Raw genomic sequence first — 15,453 nt, 5'->3', positions numbered from 1 at the left:
ATGCTCCACACCTATGAAACCAATGGCGCCGCGATCTATGCCGAAAGCTTTGCCACCATCCGCCGCGAGGCCGATCTGGCGCGCTTCAGCAAGGACGAGGAAGTTGTCGTCGTCCGCATGATCCACGCCGCAGGCATGGTGGGGCTGGAGGAGCATGTGCGGTTTTCCCAAGGCATGGCCGAGACCGCCCGCGCAGCCCTTGCCAAGGGCGCGCCGATCCTCTGCGATGCGTATATGGTCTCCGAGGGCATCACCCGCCCGCGCCTGCCCGCGGACAATGAGGTGATCTGTACCCTGCGAGACCCCAAGGTGCCGGAGCTGGCCAAGGAGATGGCCAACACCCGCTCCGCCGCCGCGCTGGAGCTTTGGCGCCCGAAACTGGAAGGTGCGGTCGTGGCCATCGGCAATGCCCCAACCGCGCTGTTTCACCTGTTGAACATGCTGAAAGACCCCGATTGCCCCCGCCCCGCCGCCATTATCGGCTGTCCCGTCGGTTTTGTCGGTGCGATGGAATCCAAAGAGGCGCTGATGGAAGATCTGCCAGTGCCGTCGATGATCGTCAAAGGGCGCCTCGGCGGGTCTGCAATCACTGTCGCTGCCGTGAACGCGCTGGCGAGCTGGAAAGAGTAAGCCATGACCATTGCGAAGGGCAAAGTCATCTGCGCGGGGCTCGGCCCCGGCGATCCCGATCTGATGAGCCTGCGCTCGCACCGGATGATTTCCGGCGCGCGCCACATCGCCTATTTCCGCAAGGCCGGCCGCAAGGGCCAAGCCCGCGCGATTGTCGAAGGCATGCTGGCAGACGGCGTCACCGAACACGCGATGGAATACCCGGTGACGACCGAGATCCATTTCTCCGATCCCGAATACAACCGGGTACTGGCGGAGTTCTATGACCGCTGGGCCGACACATTGGCCGAGATTGCCCAGACCGAGGACGTCGTGGTGCTCTGTGAGGGGGATCCGTTCCTCTATGGCTCTTATATGCATCTCTACACCCGCCTTCAGGGCCGGGCCGCACAGGAGATCATTCCCGGCATCACCGGCATGTCCGGCTGCTGGACCGCCTCCGGCCAGCCGATCACCTGGGGCGATGATGTTCTGACCGTGGCGATGGCCACCCTCAGCGAGGATGAGCTGGCCAAACGCGCGGCAGAAACCGACGCGCTGGTCGTCATGAAAATCGGCCGCAACCTGCCCAAACTGCGCCGCGCGCTGGAACGTGCGGGCCGCGCAGATGACGCCTGGCTGGTCGAACGCGGCACCATGCCCGGGCAAACCGTGCAGAAGCTGTCGGAGATCGACGGCGAGGTGCCTTACTTCTCTATCGTCTTGGTTCACGGACAGGGGCGTCGGCCATGACTGTATCGCAAAACGGCTGGGTGGTGATTGCGGGGCTTGGGCCCGGCAACGAGGCATTGGTAACGCAGGAAGTGCGCGACGCCATTGATGAGGCCACGGATATCGTTGGCTATATCCCTTACGTCAACCGGGTCGCGCCGCGCGACGGCCTGACGCTGCATGCCACCGACAACCGGGTCGAGGTGGACCGCGCCACCCATGCGCTGGAAATGGCTGCCGCGGGTAAGCGGGTTGCCGTTGTCTCCTCCGGTGATCCGGGGGTGTTCGCCATGGCCTCCGCTGTGTTTGAGGCGCTGGAGAACAACGCCGAAAGCAACCCCGAGTGGCTGGATCTGGAGATCAAGGTGCTGCCCGGTATCACCGCCATGCTGGCCGCCGCTGCTGCCATCGGCGCGCCCTTGGGGCATGACTTTGCCGCCATCAACCTCAGCGACAACCTGAAGCCCTGGAGCCTCATTGAAAAACGCCTGCAACTGGTTGGCGAGGCCGGTCTGGCGATGGCGTTCTACAACCCGCGTTCCAAGTCGCGGCCGCATCAGTTTGCCCGCGCGCTGGAGATCCTGCGCGAGGCCTGCGGCGCGGAGACGCTGATCACCTTTGCCCGCGACGTGACCAAGCCCGGGCAGGAGCTGCTGACCGTGCCGCTGAAGGACGCAACGCCCGAGATGGCCGACATGCGCACGGTGGTTATTGTCGGCAACCGCGACACGCGGCGGGTGGGCCATTACGTTTACACCCCCCGCTACGCGGCTGAGGGTTAAGCGGCGGAATGCAACAGCCAGGCCATCACCTCTGCCACGCTGCCCAATACGGGCCGCTGAGGCACCTCGGGTCTGCCGATCATGATGACCGGCAGGGCGAGGGTGCGCGCGGCGGCGAGTTTGGCGGCTGCGCCTGCACCGCCCGCGTTCTTGGCGACCACGTGGGTGATGGCGTGGCGCTGCAGCAGCGCGGTGTCGCCCGCCGCGTCAAACGGCCCGCGGGCGATCTCGACCGTGGTGTGCGGCAACGGCAAATCCGCCTCCGGCGCATCCACCAGCCGCAGCAGATAGTGGTGCTGCGGTTTGGCGGCGAATTGTGCAAGGTTCTGTTTGCCGATCGCCAGAAACACCCGCGTGGAGGAATCCGGCAGAGCAATTACCGCGCCTTCGATGCTGTCCGTGTGAACCCACCGGTCGCCCTCCCCCGCCTGCCAGGCCGGGCGCTCAAAGGCACAGAGCGGCACATCCGCCGCTTCGCAGGCGTGCACCGCATTGGTGCTCATCTGCGCCGCGAAGGGGTGGGTCGCATCGACCACATGGGTGATGCTTTTGGCGCGCAGGTATGCCGCCAGCCCCTCCACGCCACCAAAGCCGCCAATGCGGGTGGGCAGCGGCTGGTTGACCGGTTTGGCTGTGCGGCCCGCGTAGGAAAACACTGCATCCGCGCCAGTTTCCGCAAGGGTTTTGGCCAATTGCGAGGCCTCGGTGGTGCCGCCCAGCAGGAGGATGCGTGTCATGTCTGATGGCCTTTCACAGCACTGGCTCACAATCATTGGTCTGGGCGAAAATGGACTGGATTCCTTAAGCGATGCAAGCCGGAAGGCGCTGGAGCAGGCCGAGGTGATCTTTGGCGGCCCGCGGCATCTGGAGCTGGTGGAGGCCGGCAGCAAGGGTCAGCCCTGGCCGGTGCCGTTTTCAACCGGGCCGGTGCTGGCGATGCGCGGGCGCAAAGTCGCTGTTCTCGCCTCCGGCGATCCGTTCTGGCATGGCGTCGGCGGGTCGCTGATGCGGGATCTGGAGGCGGGTGAATGGGTGTCGCACCCGGCGCCATCCTGTTTTGCGCTGGCCGCCAATCTTCTGGGCTGGAAGCTGGAGGAGGTTCTGTGCCTTGGCCTTCATGCCGCACCTTACGCCCGGCTGCTGCCGCTTCTGGGCCGGGGCGTGCGGGTGATCTGCACCCTGCGCGATGGCAAGGCACCGGCGGAGCTGGCGCAATGGCTGGCTGCAAACGGCCAGCCCGACGCGCGGCTTCATCTGATGGAACGGCTGGGCGGGCCAAGGCAACGGCTGCGCCAAGCAACAGCCGAAGCCTGGGATCTGCCGCAGGCAGAAGCGCCGGTCCTTATGGCCATCGAGGCCATGCGGCCCGGGCTGCCGCAGGCGTCGGGGCTGGCGGATGATCTCTTTTCCAGTGACGGGCAGATCACCAAACGCCCTATTCGGGCGCTGACCCTGTCGGCGCTGGCCCCGCGCGCAGGTGAGCTGCTGTGGGACATCGGCGGCGGGTCTGGGTCCGTCTCGGTGGAGTGGTGTCTGGCCGCACAGGGTGCGCGGGCGATCACCTTCGAGCCGCGCGAGAGCCGACTGGCGAACATCCGCGCCAATGCCGCAGCGTTCGGGCTGGATCACCGGATGACGGCGGTGCTGGGCAAGGCGCCGGAGGTGCTGGACGGGTTTGAGATGCCCGCCTGCGTGTTCATCGGCGGCGGCGGCTCGCAGGCGCTGCTGGATCATCTGTGGGACATCCTGCCCGCAGGCACCCGGCTGGTTGCCAATGGGGTGACGCTGGAAACCGAAACCCTCTTGATGCAGGCCCATGCGGACCGTGGCGGGCATCTCTTGAAAGCGGAGATCGCCGAGGCCGGGCCGCTGGGCACCATGCGCGACTGGCGACGGGCGCGACCCGTCATCCAGTGGAGTGTCACGCGATGAAGGTGGCAGGCATCGGGTTCCGCAGCACGGCCACGGCAGCGGATTTGCAGGCCGCACTGGCGCTGACCGGGGAGCGGGTGGATGCGCTGGCCTCCATCGCTCAGAAGGCCGACGCCCCCGCTATGCAGGAGTTTGCGCGCAGCCTTGGGCTGCCGGTGATTTCATTGCAGGAACAGGATATAGCCGGGGAGCAGACATTGACCTGCTCGCCAAGGATAAAGGCGCGGTTCGGCACCGGGTCGCTGGCGGAAGCCGCGGCGCTGGCGGGCGCGCGCCATGGGGTGAAGGGCGCGCGCGTGCGCCTTCTTGCCCCGAGAGTTGTCACCGCGGATGGGCTTGCCACCGCGGCCATAGCAGAAAGACTTGAGCCATGACCGTTCACTTCATTGGCGCCGGACCTGGCGCTGCCGACCTTCTGACCCTGCGCGGGCGCGATATCATCGCCGCCTGCCCGGTGTGCCTCTACGCGGGCTCGCTGGTGCCGGAGGAGATCCTGAGCCATTGCCCCGAGGATGCAAAGATCGTGAACACCGCGGCGATGGATCTGGATGCCATCGTGGCGGAGATCAAGGCGGCGCATGAGGCGGGACAGGACGTGGCGCGGTTGCATTCCGGCGATCTGTCGGTCTGGTCGGCGATGGGCGAACAGCTGCGCCGATTGAAGGCGGAGGGCATTCCGGTGAGCGTCACCCCCGGTGTGCCATCCTTTGCCGCCGCTGCTGCCGCGCTGGGGACCGAGCTGACCCTGCCGGGCCTTGGCCAGTCAGTGGTGCTGACCCGCACGCCGGGGCGCGCGTCCTCGATGCCCGAGGGCGAGACGCTGGAGAATTTCGCCCGTACCGGTGCCACGCTGGCCATTCACCTGTCGATCGGCAATCTGGACCATGTGGTGGACAGCCTCGCGCCCCATTACGGCGCGGATTGTCCGGTGGCGGTGGTTTACCGCGCCAGCTGGCCGGATCAGCAGATCATCCGCGCCACGCTGGAGACCCTGAAGGATGCGCTGGACGAGAAAATCTCCCGCACCGCACTGATCCTTGTTGGACCGGTGCTGAAGGGCGAAGGCTTTGACGAAAGCTGCCTCTATTCCACCGAATACGATCGCCGCTACCGGCCGCAGAGCGCCGACAGCCCGTGGTCGAGCTGGAGCCATGGGGACGACTAAGGCCATGACAAATATGAACCCTCCCGGACTGATGATCTCGGCGCCCTCCTCGGGCACCGGCAAGACCACCGTGATGCTGGGCCTGCTCAGGGCGCTGGCCGAAGACGGGCTGGTGGTGCAGCCTTACAAGAGCGGGCCGGATTATATCGACCCGGCCTTCCACCTGGCGGCGGCGAAACGGCCCAGTTTCAACCTCGATACCTGGGCGATGGACGGCGGCCTGCTGGATGCAGTCACAGCGCAATCTGCGGGGGCGGAGATCTGCGTCGGAGAAGGCTCCATGGGCCTTTATGACGGTGTGGCGACGCGCGGGCAGTCGGGCTTTGGCTCCTCCGCCGAGACCGCCAAGCGGATGGGCTGGCCGGTGGTGCTGGTGGTAGACGTGGGCGGACAGGCGCAATCGGCGGCGGCCACGGCGCTGGGGTTCAAGAATTATGACACCGAAGTGCCCTTTGCCGGGGTGATCCTCAATCGTGTAGCCAGCCCGCGCCATGAGCGGCTGACCCGGCTGGGGATGGAGAAGGCGGGCATCAAGGTGCTGGGCTCTCTGCCCCGGCGCGGCGATCTGGCGCTGCCGGAGCGGCATCTGGGTCTGATCCAGGCTGTGGAACATCCCGATCTGGAAGCCGCCATCGCGGGCTATGCGGCGTTCCTGCGCGAGAATGTCGACCTCGACGCGATCAAGGCAGCTGCCCTGGCAGGTCCCGCACCCGCGCCGGCCAGCCTGCCCAAGCCACCTGCCCAGCGGATTGCGCTGGCGCGGGATGCGGCGTTTTCCTTCACCTATCCGCACCTGCTGGAAGGCTGGCGCGCGGCGGGGGCAGAGATCCTGCCGTTCTCGCCGCTGGCTGATGAGGCCCCCGCGGCAGATGCCGATCTGGTCTGGCTGCCCGGCGGCTACCCGGAATTGCACGGCGGCACGCTGGCGGCGGCGGAGACCTTCCGCGCCGGTGTCCGCAAGCACGCCGAGACCAAACCGGTGCATGGCGAATGCGGCGGCTACATGGCCCTGGGTGAGGCGCTGATCGACAAGGAGGGCAACCGCCACCGGATGCTGGGCCTCTTGGGCCTCGTAACCTCCTACGAGAAGCGCAAGTTCCACCTTGGCTACCGCCGTGCGGTGCTTCAGGCGGCGATGCCCGGATTTGACGCAGGCACAGCACTGCGCGGCCATGAGTTCCATTACTCGACCATTCTGGAAGAACCTGACGCGCCGCTGGCCAATGTCATGGATGCCGACGGCGGCCCGGTGCCAGAGACCGGCTCGATCAAGGGCCATGTTACCGGCACGTTCTTTCACCTGATCACGGGAGAGCGCGCATGAGCGGTTTTGTCTCCTTTGTCTCCTCCGGTCCGGGCGACCCGGAGCTCTTGACCGTGAAGGCTGTAAAGCGGCTGGAGGCTGCGGATGCGGTGCTGTTTGACGACCTGTCCTCGGGGCCGATCCTGACCCATGCCCGCGCCGACGCGGATCTGGTGGGCGTGGGCAAACGGGCCGGACGTCCCTCCCCCAAGCAGGACCATGTGAGCCAGCTTCTGGTGGATTATGCCCAAAATGGGCTGCATGTGGTGCGGCTGAAATCGGGCGATTCCGGTGTCTTTGGCCGGCTGGAGGAAGAAATCACCGCGCTGCGGCAGGCGGGTATCGGGTTCGAGATCGTGCCCGGAGTTACCGCGGCCTCGGCAGCGGCGGCGGCGGCGAATATCCCGCTGACCCGGCGGCTGACGGCGCGGCGGTTGCAGTTCATCACCGGCCATGACGTGACCGGTGGGCTGCCCGATCAGCTGAACCTCGCCGCGCTGGCGGACCCGGATGCGACCACCGTGGTCTATATGGGCAAGCGGACCTTTGCTGCGCTGGCGGAAAAGCTGCTGGAGGCGGGGCTGCCCCCGCAGACCCATGCGCTGATTGCACTGGGGGTGTCGACGCCGGAGCAGGAGCTGCATTGCCACACGGTGGGCGAGCTGCCGGAGGTGCTGCGTGCGATGGAGACCACCGCGCCGGTGCTGATCCTCTATGGCCCGCTTGCCGATCAGCCTGCGGATCCGGCCCATGCCGCCGTGAAGGCCAAGGACGACCACTGACCCGCCGTCACCGCGCGGTCCCTACGCCCGGACCAGAGGTCATCCCGCTCTGAGAGCACCACACCCTGCCCGTGTTTCGCGGGTGGGGCATTTCCATTTTCGCGTGTTCGCCGCAGCTGACCCAAGGGCGCGTCGCAATCGCCTTCTCCGGGGCCGGATTCAAACTTGACCGAGTCGGGGCGCAGGGGCCACATAGGCGCCATATGGTGTCCAACGGCGCGAAGCGTCAGGACTGAAACGGGAATGAGGAACGGTGGACCCAATTGCGGCACCGAAGCCTCAACCGCCCCCGCGACTGTGAGCGGCGAGCAGCTTTCCAACACCCACTGGCCAACTGGCTGGGAAGGGGGAAAGCAAGCAGCGACCCGCGAGTCAGGAGACCGGCCATACCACATAATCAACCCGTCGGGTGAGACGGAGAGGAGACAGATATGCATATCGAACCGGGCATCGTTGATGCCACCAAAATTGGCTTGTCCTATGCCACCGCAGCCGGTGCCGCGACCTATGCTGCAAAAGAGACCTTTGTGGATCTGAAGAGGACCAATATCGCCTCCTACGCGCTGCGCGCGATGATCGCGACCGTGGGTGTGCTGGTGTTCTTTGAAGTGCTGCCGCATTTCCCGGTGGGCGTCTCCGAGGTGCATTTCATTCTCGGCTCGACCCTGTTCCTGATCCTTGGGTCCGCGCCTGCGGCCTTTGGTCTGGCGATGGGTCTGCTGATCCAGGGCGTGTTCTTTGCGCCGTTTGATCTGCCGATGTACTTCATCAACCTGACCACGCTCTTGGTGCCACTGTTTGCGCTGCAAGCGCTGGCCAGCCGCATCATCGCGCCGGGCACCGCCTATATCGACCTGAAATACAGCCAAGCGCTGGCATTGAGCACCGCCTATCAGGGCGGCGTGGTGGCCTGGGTGGCGTTCTGGGCCTTCTACGGTCAGGGATTTGGCAGCGCGACCGTGACCTCGGTGCTGAGCTTTGGCGGCGCCTATATGCTGGTCATCCTGATCGAGCCGATTGCCGATCTGGCCGTTCTGGCGGCGGCAAAGGCGACGCGTGGCCTCAATGGCAGCGCGCTGGTCACGCCGCGTCTTTACAACAACGCCTGATCCTTGGCACATGAGTGAACCGGCACGGCCCCGCCTTCGGGGCCGTGTTTTCGTCTGAAAGGCCCCGCAATGATTGACCTCACCCTGATCGGCATTGGCACCGGCAACCCGCAGCATCTGACCCTGCAGGCCGTTGAGGCACTGAACGCGCAGGATCTGATCCTGATCCCCAACAAAGGGGCTGGCAAAGATGATCTGGCGGGACTGCGACAGGCGATCTGCGCCGAGGCGATCCGCAGTCGCGGACAGCAGGGCGATGGCCCCCGTATCGTGGAATTCGACCTGCCGGTGCGCGATGAGGCGACACAGGATTACCGCCAACGGGTGGATGACTGGCACGACGCCATTGCCGAGATCTGGTGGCAGACCATCACCAGCCACCTGCCCGAGGGCGGCGCGGTCGGGTTTCTGGTCTGGGGGGATCCGTCGCTCTATGACAGTACGATGCGGATTGCGGACCGGCTGAAAACACGGGCCGAGATTGCCCTGCGCGTCATTCCCGGCATCACCTCCATTCAGGCGCTGACGGCGGCCCATGCGATCCCGATCAATACGATCAACGGCCCATTCACCATCACCACCGGACGACAGCTGCGCGATGCCGGCTGGCCTGCCACTGCGGATACCGTGGTTGTGATGCTGGATGGCGCCTGTTCGTTCCAGTCTCTTGAGGCTGATGGCATCGACATCTGGTGGACGGCCTATGCCGGCATGGCGAATGAGATTTCGATCTCGGGTCCGCTGGCCGAGGTCACCGATCAGATCATCGAGACCCGTGCCAAGGCGCGTGCGGATCACGGCTGGATCATGGATATCTACCTGCTGCGGCGCAGCTGACAACAGCTGCGCAGATGTCCGGTCTCGCGCTCGGCTATGCCTATGGCCATGCGCTTGAGCTTAGGGCGGCTGGAGTGGCGGGGAGACAGGGATTCGAACCCTGGGAACGCTCTCACGTTCAACGGTTTTCAAGACCGCCGCATTCGACCACTCTGCCACCTCCCCGGTCGGCGCAGGGTTTAGGCGCTGGTTGCCGTTCTGGCAAGAGGGAATTGCAGCGGGCGGCATTTCTGCAGCGCCGTGCTCAGCCGCAGTTGGCCCCCTGCGGGGATGTGGAGGGCGGGCGGATCCGCGATCTTCGAAATCTTGCCGAGCAGGCGGCGGCAGGGTTTCCATGCGATTGCCTGACGGCTATGCTGCGCCCAGCATAAGGGCGCCGGAACAACCGGTACAGGAACAGCTGACGCCGGAGCAACCGGCTCGGGGTGGGTGACTGGTCATATGGCTGAGCACAAGACCGGGCGCGGGACGCCGTCAGATACAGGCAAGGAAGCACACATGGTTCACGCTATGTCGACACGGAAACACAGCGCGCGACGCCTCGGTGCGCCGCGTCGCGGGGCGCGGCTGGCTGCGGCATTGGCCGGGCTTATGATCCTTGGTGCCTGCGAGGACGGCCCCGGGCTGGCCTTTCTGAAACCAAAGGCGCAGGACACGGGCGCCGTCACGCCCTCAAGCAGCACCCGGCTGGTGGAACGAGAGGTCGAGGCGCCGGAAGTGTTCCAGGTGACCGAAGCGGGTCTCTGGGATGGTCGCCCGTCGCTGGGCGGGGTCTGGGTGGCGCATCCGGATGCCGAGGATCCCGAACAGGTGATCATCCGCAATCAGGCCAATGGCAAATTTGTGATCGGAGCGCTGTTCCGGCGCGAGCGGGAGATCCCCGGCCCCCGGTTGCAGGTCTCCTCAGATGCCGCCGAGGCGCTTGGCATGCTGGCGGGCGCGCCGGTTGAGCTGAATGTGACCGCCCTGCGCCGCGAAGCTGTGGCCGACCCGGATCAACCTGCGCCGGAGCTGCTGGATGACGCGGATATCGCAATCAGCGATGCCGCTGACATCGACATCCAGCCGCTTGATCCGATTGCCGATGCAGCCGCTGCGATTGATGCCGCAGCCCCCACCGCCATTGCCCCGGCGCCCGCCGCCGTGAGCGCAGCACCCGCTGCGACAGCCAAGGTGGCGGCGACCAGCTCATCGCTGAGCAAACCCTATATCCAGATCGGCATCTTCAGCGTTGAGGCCAATGCCAAACGCACCGCCGATCAGATGCGCAACGCCGGACTTGTGCCCTCTGTCCTGGCCCAATCCAGCAACGGCAAGCCGTTCTGGAGGGTGCTTGTGGGTCCGGCTCAATCGAAATCAGAACGCAGTCAGCTGCTGAAGAGCGTAAAGGACGTCGGCTTCTCCGATGCCTATGCGGTCACCAATTGACCCTGCCTGTGCGGCGCTGCCTGACCTGACCAATCGGAAAGACGACCCTGTCATGACCTTTCTTCCCTCCCCGTTTCGCTCTGCCTTGAAACTGACCTGTGCGGCTGGCCTTCTGGTCAGCCTCTCGGCGCTGTCGGCGGCGGCTTTTGATACCCGCGCCCGCGCCGCCTATGTGCTGGATCAGGAGACCGACACGGTGCTGCTGGCCAAGAACGCCGATCTGGCGCTGCCGCCTGCGTCGATGTCGAAGCTGATGACGCTCTATGTGGCGTTTGAGGCGATCCGCGATGGCCGCCTGACGCTGGATGAGCGCCTGCCGGTCAGTGAACACGCGATGAGCTACAAGGGCTCGACCATGTTCCTCAACACCCAGGACCGGGTCCGGGTGGAGGATCTGTTGCGCGGGATCATCGTGCTGTCAGGCAATGATGCCTGTGTGGTGCTGGCCGAAGCGCTGAGCCCGGATGGCACCGAGGCGGGGTTTGCCCGCTACATGACCAAGCGGGCGCAGGAAATGGGGATGGAGAATTCCACCTTTGCCAATTCCAACGGCTGGCCCGCCGCCGGGCACCGGATGTCGGTGCAGGATCTGGCGATTCTGGCGGAAAAGCTGATCGAGGATTTCCCCCAGTATTATCCGCTGTTTGCCGAGCGGGAGTTTGAATTTGATGGCCGCGCGCCCTCCAATGTGCGCAACCGCAACCCGCTGCTGGGTCTGGGCATTGGCGCGGATGGTCTGAAGACCGGTCACACATCCGAGGCGGGATATGGGCTGGTGGGCTCCGCGGCACAGGGTGACCGACGGGTGATTTTTGTGATCACCGGTCTGGACAGCACCACCGCCCGCGCAGAGGAGGCCGAGGCCATCGTTAACTGGTCGTTTCGCCAATTTGCCAAAAAAACGGTGGCTAAAGCGGGTGTTCCGGTCGCAGAAGCCGAGGTCTGGCGCGGGGCAGAGACAACCGTAGGGCTGGTGCCTGCCGAGGATCTGAATGTGTTGTTGCCTGCGCTTGCGGGCCGCGAAATCACCGGCGAGGTGGTCTATACCGGGCCGATTGATGCCCCCATCGAAAAGGGCCAGAAACTGGCCGAGCTGGTGCTGCAACCGGATGAGCTGCCCGAGGTGCGCCTGCCGCTGGTGGCGGAGAAGGACATTCCGACCGGCGGCTTTCCGGTGCGGGTGAAAACCGCAGCCCAGGTGCTGGTGAAACGCTTCCTCAGCGGTCCCGAGGTCAGCCAGTGACAGCAGCCAAACCTGCCGCTGGCTCCGGCGGTGCCTCTGCTTACCCCGGCCTGTTCGTGACCTTTGAGGGCATCGACGGGTCCGGCAAATCGACACAATGTCGGCTGCTGGCCGAGGCGCTTGAGGCGCGTGGCCATGAGGTGGTGCTGACCCGTGAGCCGGGAGGCTCCGATGGCGCCGAGGAAATCCGCCGTCTGGTGCTGGAGGGGGATCCTGACCGCTGGTCTGCGGAGACCGAGCTGCTGTTGTTCACGGCGGCACGGCGCGACCATATGGAACGGCGGATCCTGCCTGCGCTGGCGGCAGGCAAGGTCGTGGTCTGCGACCGCTTTGCCGATAGCACCCGGATGTATCAGGGGCTGTCGCGCGGCGATCTGCGCGCCAGCGTCGACCAGCTGCACGCGCTGATGATCGGGCAGGAACCGGATCTGACCGTGCTGATCGACATGGATCCGGCCAAGGGGCTGGCCCGCGCCAAAGGGCGTCAGGGCAGCGAGGAGCGGTTCGAGGATTTCGGTCTGGATCTGCAACAGCAGATGCGCGCAGGGTTTCTGGCGCTGGCGGAGGAGTTTGCCGACCGGTTTCGCGTCATTGACGGGGACCGCCCGATTGAGCTGGTGGCCGAGGATGTCCTGGCGACCGTCACCCCGTCGCTGCCCGGCGTGACCTCAGCCGCCGCAGAGAATGGCGCGGCGAGATGAGCAAGGATGACGCCCCCCTGCGCGCGGATCAGACCCTTGGCGCGCCGCACCCGCGCGAGACGGTTCAACTGTTCGGACAGGATCAGGCAGAGCAGGATTTCCTGACCGCCTTCAATTCGGACCGGCTGCATCACGGCTGGCTCGTGACCGGACCGCAGGGTGTGGGCAAGGCGACGCTGGCCTGGCGGATCGCGGCCTTTCTGCTGGCGCAGCCCCCGGCGGAGGATGCCGGTCTGTTTGGCGCGCCGCCGCCTGCCACCTCGCTGGAGATTGGCGCGGACCACCCGGTGAAGCACCGTATTCAGGCGCTGGCGGAGCCGGGGCTGGCCTCGATCACCCGCAGCATCAACGACAAGGGAAAGCTGCGCGATCAGATCGTGGTCGATGACATCCGCGCACTGAACAAGTTCTTTGGCCTGTCGGCAACTGACGGCGGGCGCCGGGTGGTGATTGTCGATGCCGCCGACGAGATGAACACCAGTGCCGCCAACGCGCTGCTGAAGATGCTGGAGGAGCCGCCTGCCCGCACGACGCTCTTGCTGGTGTCGCATCAGCCCTCGCGGCTGTTGCCGACGATCCGGTCGCGCTGTCGCCTGCTGCGGCTCTCGCCGCTGGGGCCTGAGGATATGCTGGCTGCGCTCAATCAGGCGGGGGCCGAGCTGCCCGGTCAGGCCGATCATCTGGCCGCATTGGCCAATGGCTCTGTCGGGGCGGCGCTGCGGCTGCTGAACCTTGGCGGCCTACAGGCCTATAGCGATGTGGTGCGGCTGCTGGACAGTATGCCCCGGCTGGATCGGCAGCGCGCCATGGCGCTGGCGGAACAGGCCGCAGCGCGCGGTGCGGCCGACAAATTCGAGCTGCTGCTGACACTGATCGACACCGCGCTGGCGCGGCTGGCGCGCACCGGGGCCACCGGAATGGCACCGCAGCCGGAGGCCGCCCCGCAGGAGGCCGCGGTGCTGTCGCGGCTTTCACCAACACCGCAGAAGGCGCGGGCCTGGGCGGATCTGGCAGCGCAGGTGACAGCCCGGATGCGCCACGGTCAGGCGGTGAACCTTGACCCCGCAGCACTTGTTCTAGATACGGTTTTCAAGATGCAGGACACTGCGGCGCGCTGATCCGGGCGACCGGACCGCCCCGCAGGACGCGACAGAGAGCACAGATGACCGAGAGCCTTTCCCCCATGCCCCCGTCCATCACGGACAGCCATTGCCATCTGGATTTCCCCGATTTCGAGGGCGAGCTGGACGCGCTGATCACGCGCGCGGCAGAGGCCGGTGTCACCCGGATGGTCACTATCTGCACCAAGCTGCGCAATGAACCCACCGTGCGCGCCATCGCCGAAGCGCATGCGCCGGTGTTCTATGCCGCCGGCACCCACCCGATGAGCGCCGCGGATGAGCCGCTGGTGTCGGTTGATGAGCTGGTGACGCTGGCCCAGCATCCCAAGTTTGTCGGCATCGGCGAGACCGGGCTGGACTATCACTATACCGCTGAGAGTGCGGAGGTGCAGAAGACCTCGCTCAGGACCCATATCACGGCAGCGCGGGAAACCGGCCTGCCGCTGATCATCCACGCCCGCGCGGCGGATGATGATATGGCGATGATCCTGCGCGATGAGATGGCCAAGGGCGCCTATAGCTGCGTCATGCACTGTTTCTCCTCCTCGCCCGAACTGGCACGGGCGGCGCTGGATCTGGGGTTCTACCTGTCGATGTCGGGCATCGCCGCCTTCCCCAAGAGCCAGGAGCTGCGCGATATTTTTGCCGCCGCCCCGCTGGAGCGTATTCTGGTGGAAACCGACGCGCCCTATCTGGCGCCGCCACCCTATCGCGGCAAACGCAATGAGCCGGCCTATACCGCCCATACCGCCCGCGTGGGTGCCGAGGTGTTTGGTGTGGATTACGCCGATTTTGCCGCGCAGACGCAGGCGAATTTTGACCGGCTGTTCTGGAAAGTCGCCCAATATGAGGCTGCCGCCTGATGGGCGTGCTGCGCTTTACCATTCTGGGCTGCGGCTCCTCCGGTGGGGTGCCGCGTCTTGGCGGGCATTGGGGTGCCTGCGACCCGACCAATCCGCGCAACACCCGGCGGCGCTGTTCGCTGCTGGTGGAGCGTGAGGGGCCGGAGGGCACCACAACGGTGCTGATCGACACCTCCCCGGATATGCGAAGCCAGTTGCTGGACAGTGGTATCGGGCGGCTGGACGGGGTGGTCTACACCCATTCCCATGCCGACCATGTGCATGGCATTGACGATCTGCGCATGATCGTCTTCAACATGCGCGACCGCATTCCGGTCTATGCCGATGGTGAAACGCAGAACGCGCTGCTGTCGCGGTTCGGCTATGCCTTTGTGCAGCCTGAAGGCTCTCCCTACCCGCCCATTCTGGACCTGCGCAGCATTGATGGGCCGCTGACCATCTCCGGCCCCGGTGGCGATATCACCCTGCGCCCGTTTGAGGTCAACCACGGCTCCATGGATGCGCTGGGGTTCCGCATTGGCGATCTGGCCTATCTGCCGGATGTGGCCAAGATCCCTGACAGCGCGCTGGTGGAATTGCAGGATCTGGACTGCTGGATTCTGGATGCGCTGCGCCGCAAGCCACATCCCACCCATCTGTCTCTGGACGAGGCGCTGGAGTGGATCGACCGGATGGCCCCAAAACGCGCGGTGCTGACCAATATGCACATTGATCTCGATTATGCCGAGGTCGCCGCAGAGACCCCCGATCACATCGACCCGGCCTATGACGGGATGGTGATCGAATACCCGATCTGATCCGCGTCCGCCGGTGGGCAGACCCCTCTCCCGCCGATAGGAAGGCACG

Annotated in this window: 17 protein-coding genes, 1 tRNA gene and 1 riboswitch; of the genes, 16 read left to right on the top strand and 2 right to left on the bottom strand. The window is 65.5% G+C overall.

What is annotated here, in order from left to right:
- Genes WLQ66_RS03030 through cobJ form a run of 3 tightly spaced genes read left to right on the top strand, consistent with a single transcriptional unit; the run spans nt 1 to nt 2,123 of the window.
- Nucleotides 1-630, top strand: a complete 630-nt coding sequence (locus tag WLQ66_RS03030) for a precorrin-8X methylmutase (RefSeq protein ID WP_340544887.1) — start codon at nt 1-3, stop codon at nt 628-630.
- Nucleotides 631-633: 3 nt separating this feature from the next.
- Nucleotides 634-1,362, top strand: a complete 729-nt coding sequence (locus tag WLQ66_RS03025; protein ID WP_260087413.1) for a precorrin-2 C(20)-methyltransferase — start codon at nt 634-636, stop codon at nt 1,360-1,362.
- A complete protein-coding gene (gene cobJ / locus WLQ66_RS03020; protein WP_340544886.1) occupies nt 1,359-2,123 on the top strand; it encodes a precorrin-3B C(17)-methyltransferase in 765 nt (254 codons plus the stop codon). The genes WLQ66_RS03025 and cobJ overlap by 4 nt, the downstream gene beginning before the upstream one ends.
- On the opposite strand, the gene WLQ66_RS03015 is transcribed toward cobJ, so the two are convergent.
- Entirely contained in the window at nt 2,120-2,860 is a 741-nt protein-coding gene (locus WLQ66_RS03015) for a cobalt-precorrin-6A reductase (protein WP_340544885.1), read from the bottom strand. The genes cobJ and WLQ66_RS03015 overlap by 4 nt on opposite strands.
- Here WLQ66_RS03015 and cbiE point away from each other — a divergent pair.
- From cbiE to cobF, 7 genes are all read left to right on the top strand, one after another.
- A complete protein-coding gene (cbiE, locus tag WLQ66_RS03010; protein ID WP_340544883.1) occupies nt 2,859-4,055 on the top strand; it encodes a precorrin-6y C5,15-methyltransferase (decarboxylating) subunit CbiE in 1,197 nt (398 codons plus the stop codon). The two genes, WLQ66_RS03015 and cbiE, sit on opposite strands and share 2 nt — an antisense overlap.
- Nucleotides 4,052-4,429, top strand: a complete 378-nt coding sequence (locus tag WLQ66_RS03005; protein ID WP_340544882.1) for a cobalamin biosynthesis protein — start codon at nt 4,052-4,054, stop codon at nt 4,427-4,429. The genes cbiE and WLQ66_RS03005 overlap by 4 nt, the downstream gene beginning before the upstream one ends.
- Nucleotides 4,426-5,220 carry a precorrin-4 C(11)-methyltransferase gene (gene cobM / locus WLQ66_RS03000; protein WP_340544881.1) on the top strand — a complete coding sequence of 265 codons (795 nt, stop codon included), beginning with the start codon at nt 4,426-4,428 and terminating at the stop codon, nt 5,218-5,220. Before WLQ66_RS03005 ends, cobM begins: the two co-directional genes overlap by 4 nt.
- A gap of 4 nt (nt 5,221-5,224) precedes the next feature.
- Nucleotides 5,225-6,544: a cobyrinic acid a,c-diamide synthase CobB gene (locus WLQ66_RS02995; RefSeq protein ID WP_340544880.1), complete on the top strand. Its 1,320-nt coding sequence runs from the start codon at nt 5,225-5,227 to the stop codon at nt 6,542-6,544.
- Nucleotides 6,541-7,305, top strand: a complete 765-nt coding sequence (gene cobA, locus WLQ66_RS02990) for a uroporphyrinogen-III C-methyltransferase (RefSeq protein ID WP_340544879.1) — start codon at nt 6,541-6,543, stop codon at nt 7,303-7,305. Before WLQ66_RS02995 ends, cobA begins: the two co-directional genes overlap by 4 nt.
- A gap of 187 nt (nt 7,306-7,492) precedes the next feature.
- A riboswitch (cobalamin riboswitch) is annotated at nt 7,493-7,708 on the top strand.
- A gap of 28 nt (nt 7,709-7,736) precedes the next feature.
- Nucleotides 7,737-8,414, top strand: a complete 678-nt coding sequence (locus tag WLQ66_RS02985; RefSeq protein WP_340544878.1) for an energy-coupling factor ABC transporter permease — start codon at nt 7,737-7,739, stop codon at nt 8,412-8,414.
- Nucleotides 8,415-8,483: 69 nt separating this feature from the next.
- On the top strand, nt 8,484-9,251 hold the full coding sequence (gene cobF, locus WLQ66_RS02980; protein WP_340544877.1) for a precorrin-6A synthase (deacetylating): 768 nt from the start codon (nt 8,484-8,486) through the stop codon (nt 9,249-9,251).
- A gap of 75 nt (nt 9,252-9,326) precedes the next feature.
- On the opposite strand, the gene WLQ66_RS02975 is transcribed toward cobF, so the two are convergent.
- Nucleotides 9,327-9,416 (bottom strand) — tRNA-Ser (locus WLQ66_RS02975).
- A gap of 333 nt (nt 9,417-9,749) precedes the next feature.
- On the opposite strand from WLQ66_RS02975, the gene WLQ66_RS02970 reads away from it, so the two are divergent.
- The 6 genes from WLQ66_RS02970 to WLQ66_RS02945 are packed head-to-tail and all read left to right on the top strand — an operon-like array spanning nt 9,750 to nt 15,404.
- Nucleotides 9,750-10,679 (top strand): SPOR domain-containing protein, encoded by a 930-nt coding sequence (locus WLQ66_RS02970; protein WP_340544875.1) that lies wholly within the window; start codon nt 9,750-9,752, stop codon nt 10,677-10,679.
- Between the two features lie 52 nt (nt 10,680-10,731).
- Entirely contained in the window at nt 10,732-11,922 is a 1,191-nt protein-coding gene (locus tag WLQ66_RS02965) for a D-alanyl-D-alanine carboxypeptidase family protein (protein WP_340544874.1), read from the top strand.
- Nucleotides 11,919-12,623 (top strand): dTMP kinase, encoded by a 705-nt coding sequence (gene tmk / locus WLQ66_RS02960; protein ID WP_340544873.1) that lies wholly within the window; start codon nt 11,919-11,921, stop codon nt 12,621-12,623. Before WLQ66_RS02965 ends, tmk begins: the two co-directional genes overlap by 4 nt.
- Nucleotides 12,620-13,741, top strand: coding sequence for a DNA polymerase III subunit delta' (locus tag WLQ66_RS02955; protein WP_340544872.1), 1,122 nt, complete (start codon nt 12,620-12,622; stop codon nt 13,739-13,741). The genes tmk and WLQ66_RS02955 overlap by 4 nt, the downstream gene beginning before the upstream one ends.
- Before the next feature lie 44 nt (nt 13,742-13,785).
- Entirely contained in the window at nt 13,786-14,607 is an 822-nt protein-coding gene (locus WLQ66_RS02950; RefSeq protein ID WP_340544871.1) for a TatD family hydrolase, read from the top strand.
- Entirely contained in the window at nt 14,607-15,404 is a 798-nt protein-coding gene (locus WLQ66_RS02945; RefSeq protein WP_340544870.1) for an MBL fold metallo-hydrolase, read from the top strand. Before WLQ66_RS02950 ends, WLQ66_RS02945 begins: the two co-directional genes overlap by 1 nt.
- Nucleotides 15,405-15,453 lie beyond the last annotated feature (49 nt).

It is taken from the genome of Phaeobacter sp. A36a-5a, from assembly GCF_037911135.1.
Lineage (GTDB): Bacteria > Pseudomonadota > Alphaproteobacteria > Rhodobacterales > Rhodobacteraceae > Phaeobacter > Phaeobacter bryozoorum.
This window is presented reverse-complemented; position numbering and strand designations above follow the sequence as displayed.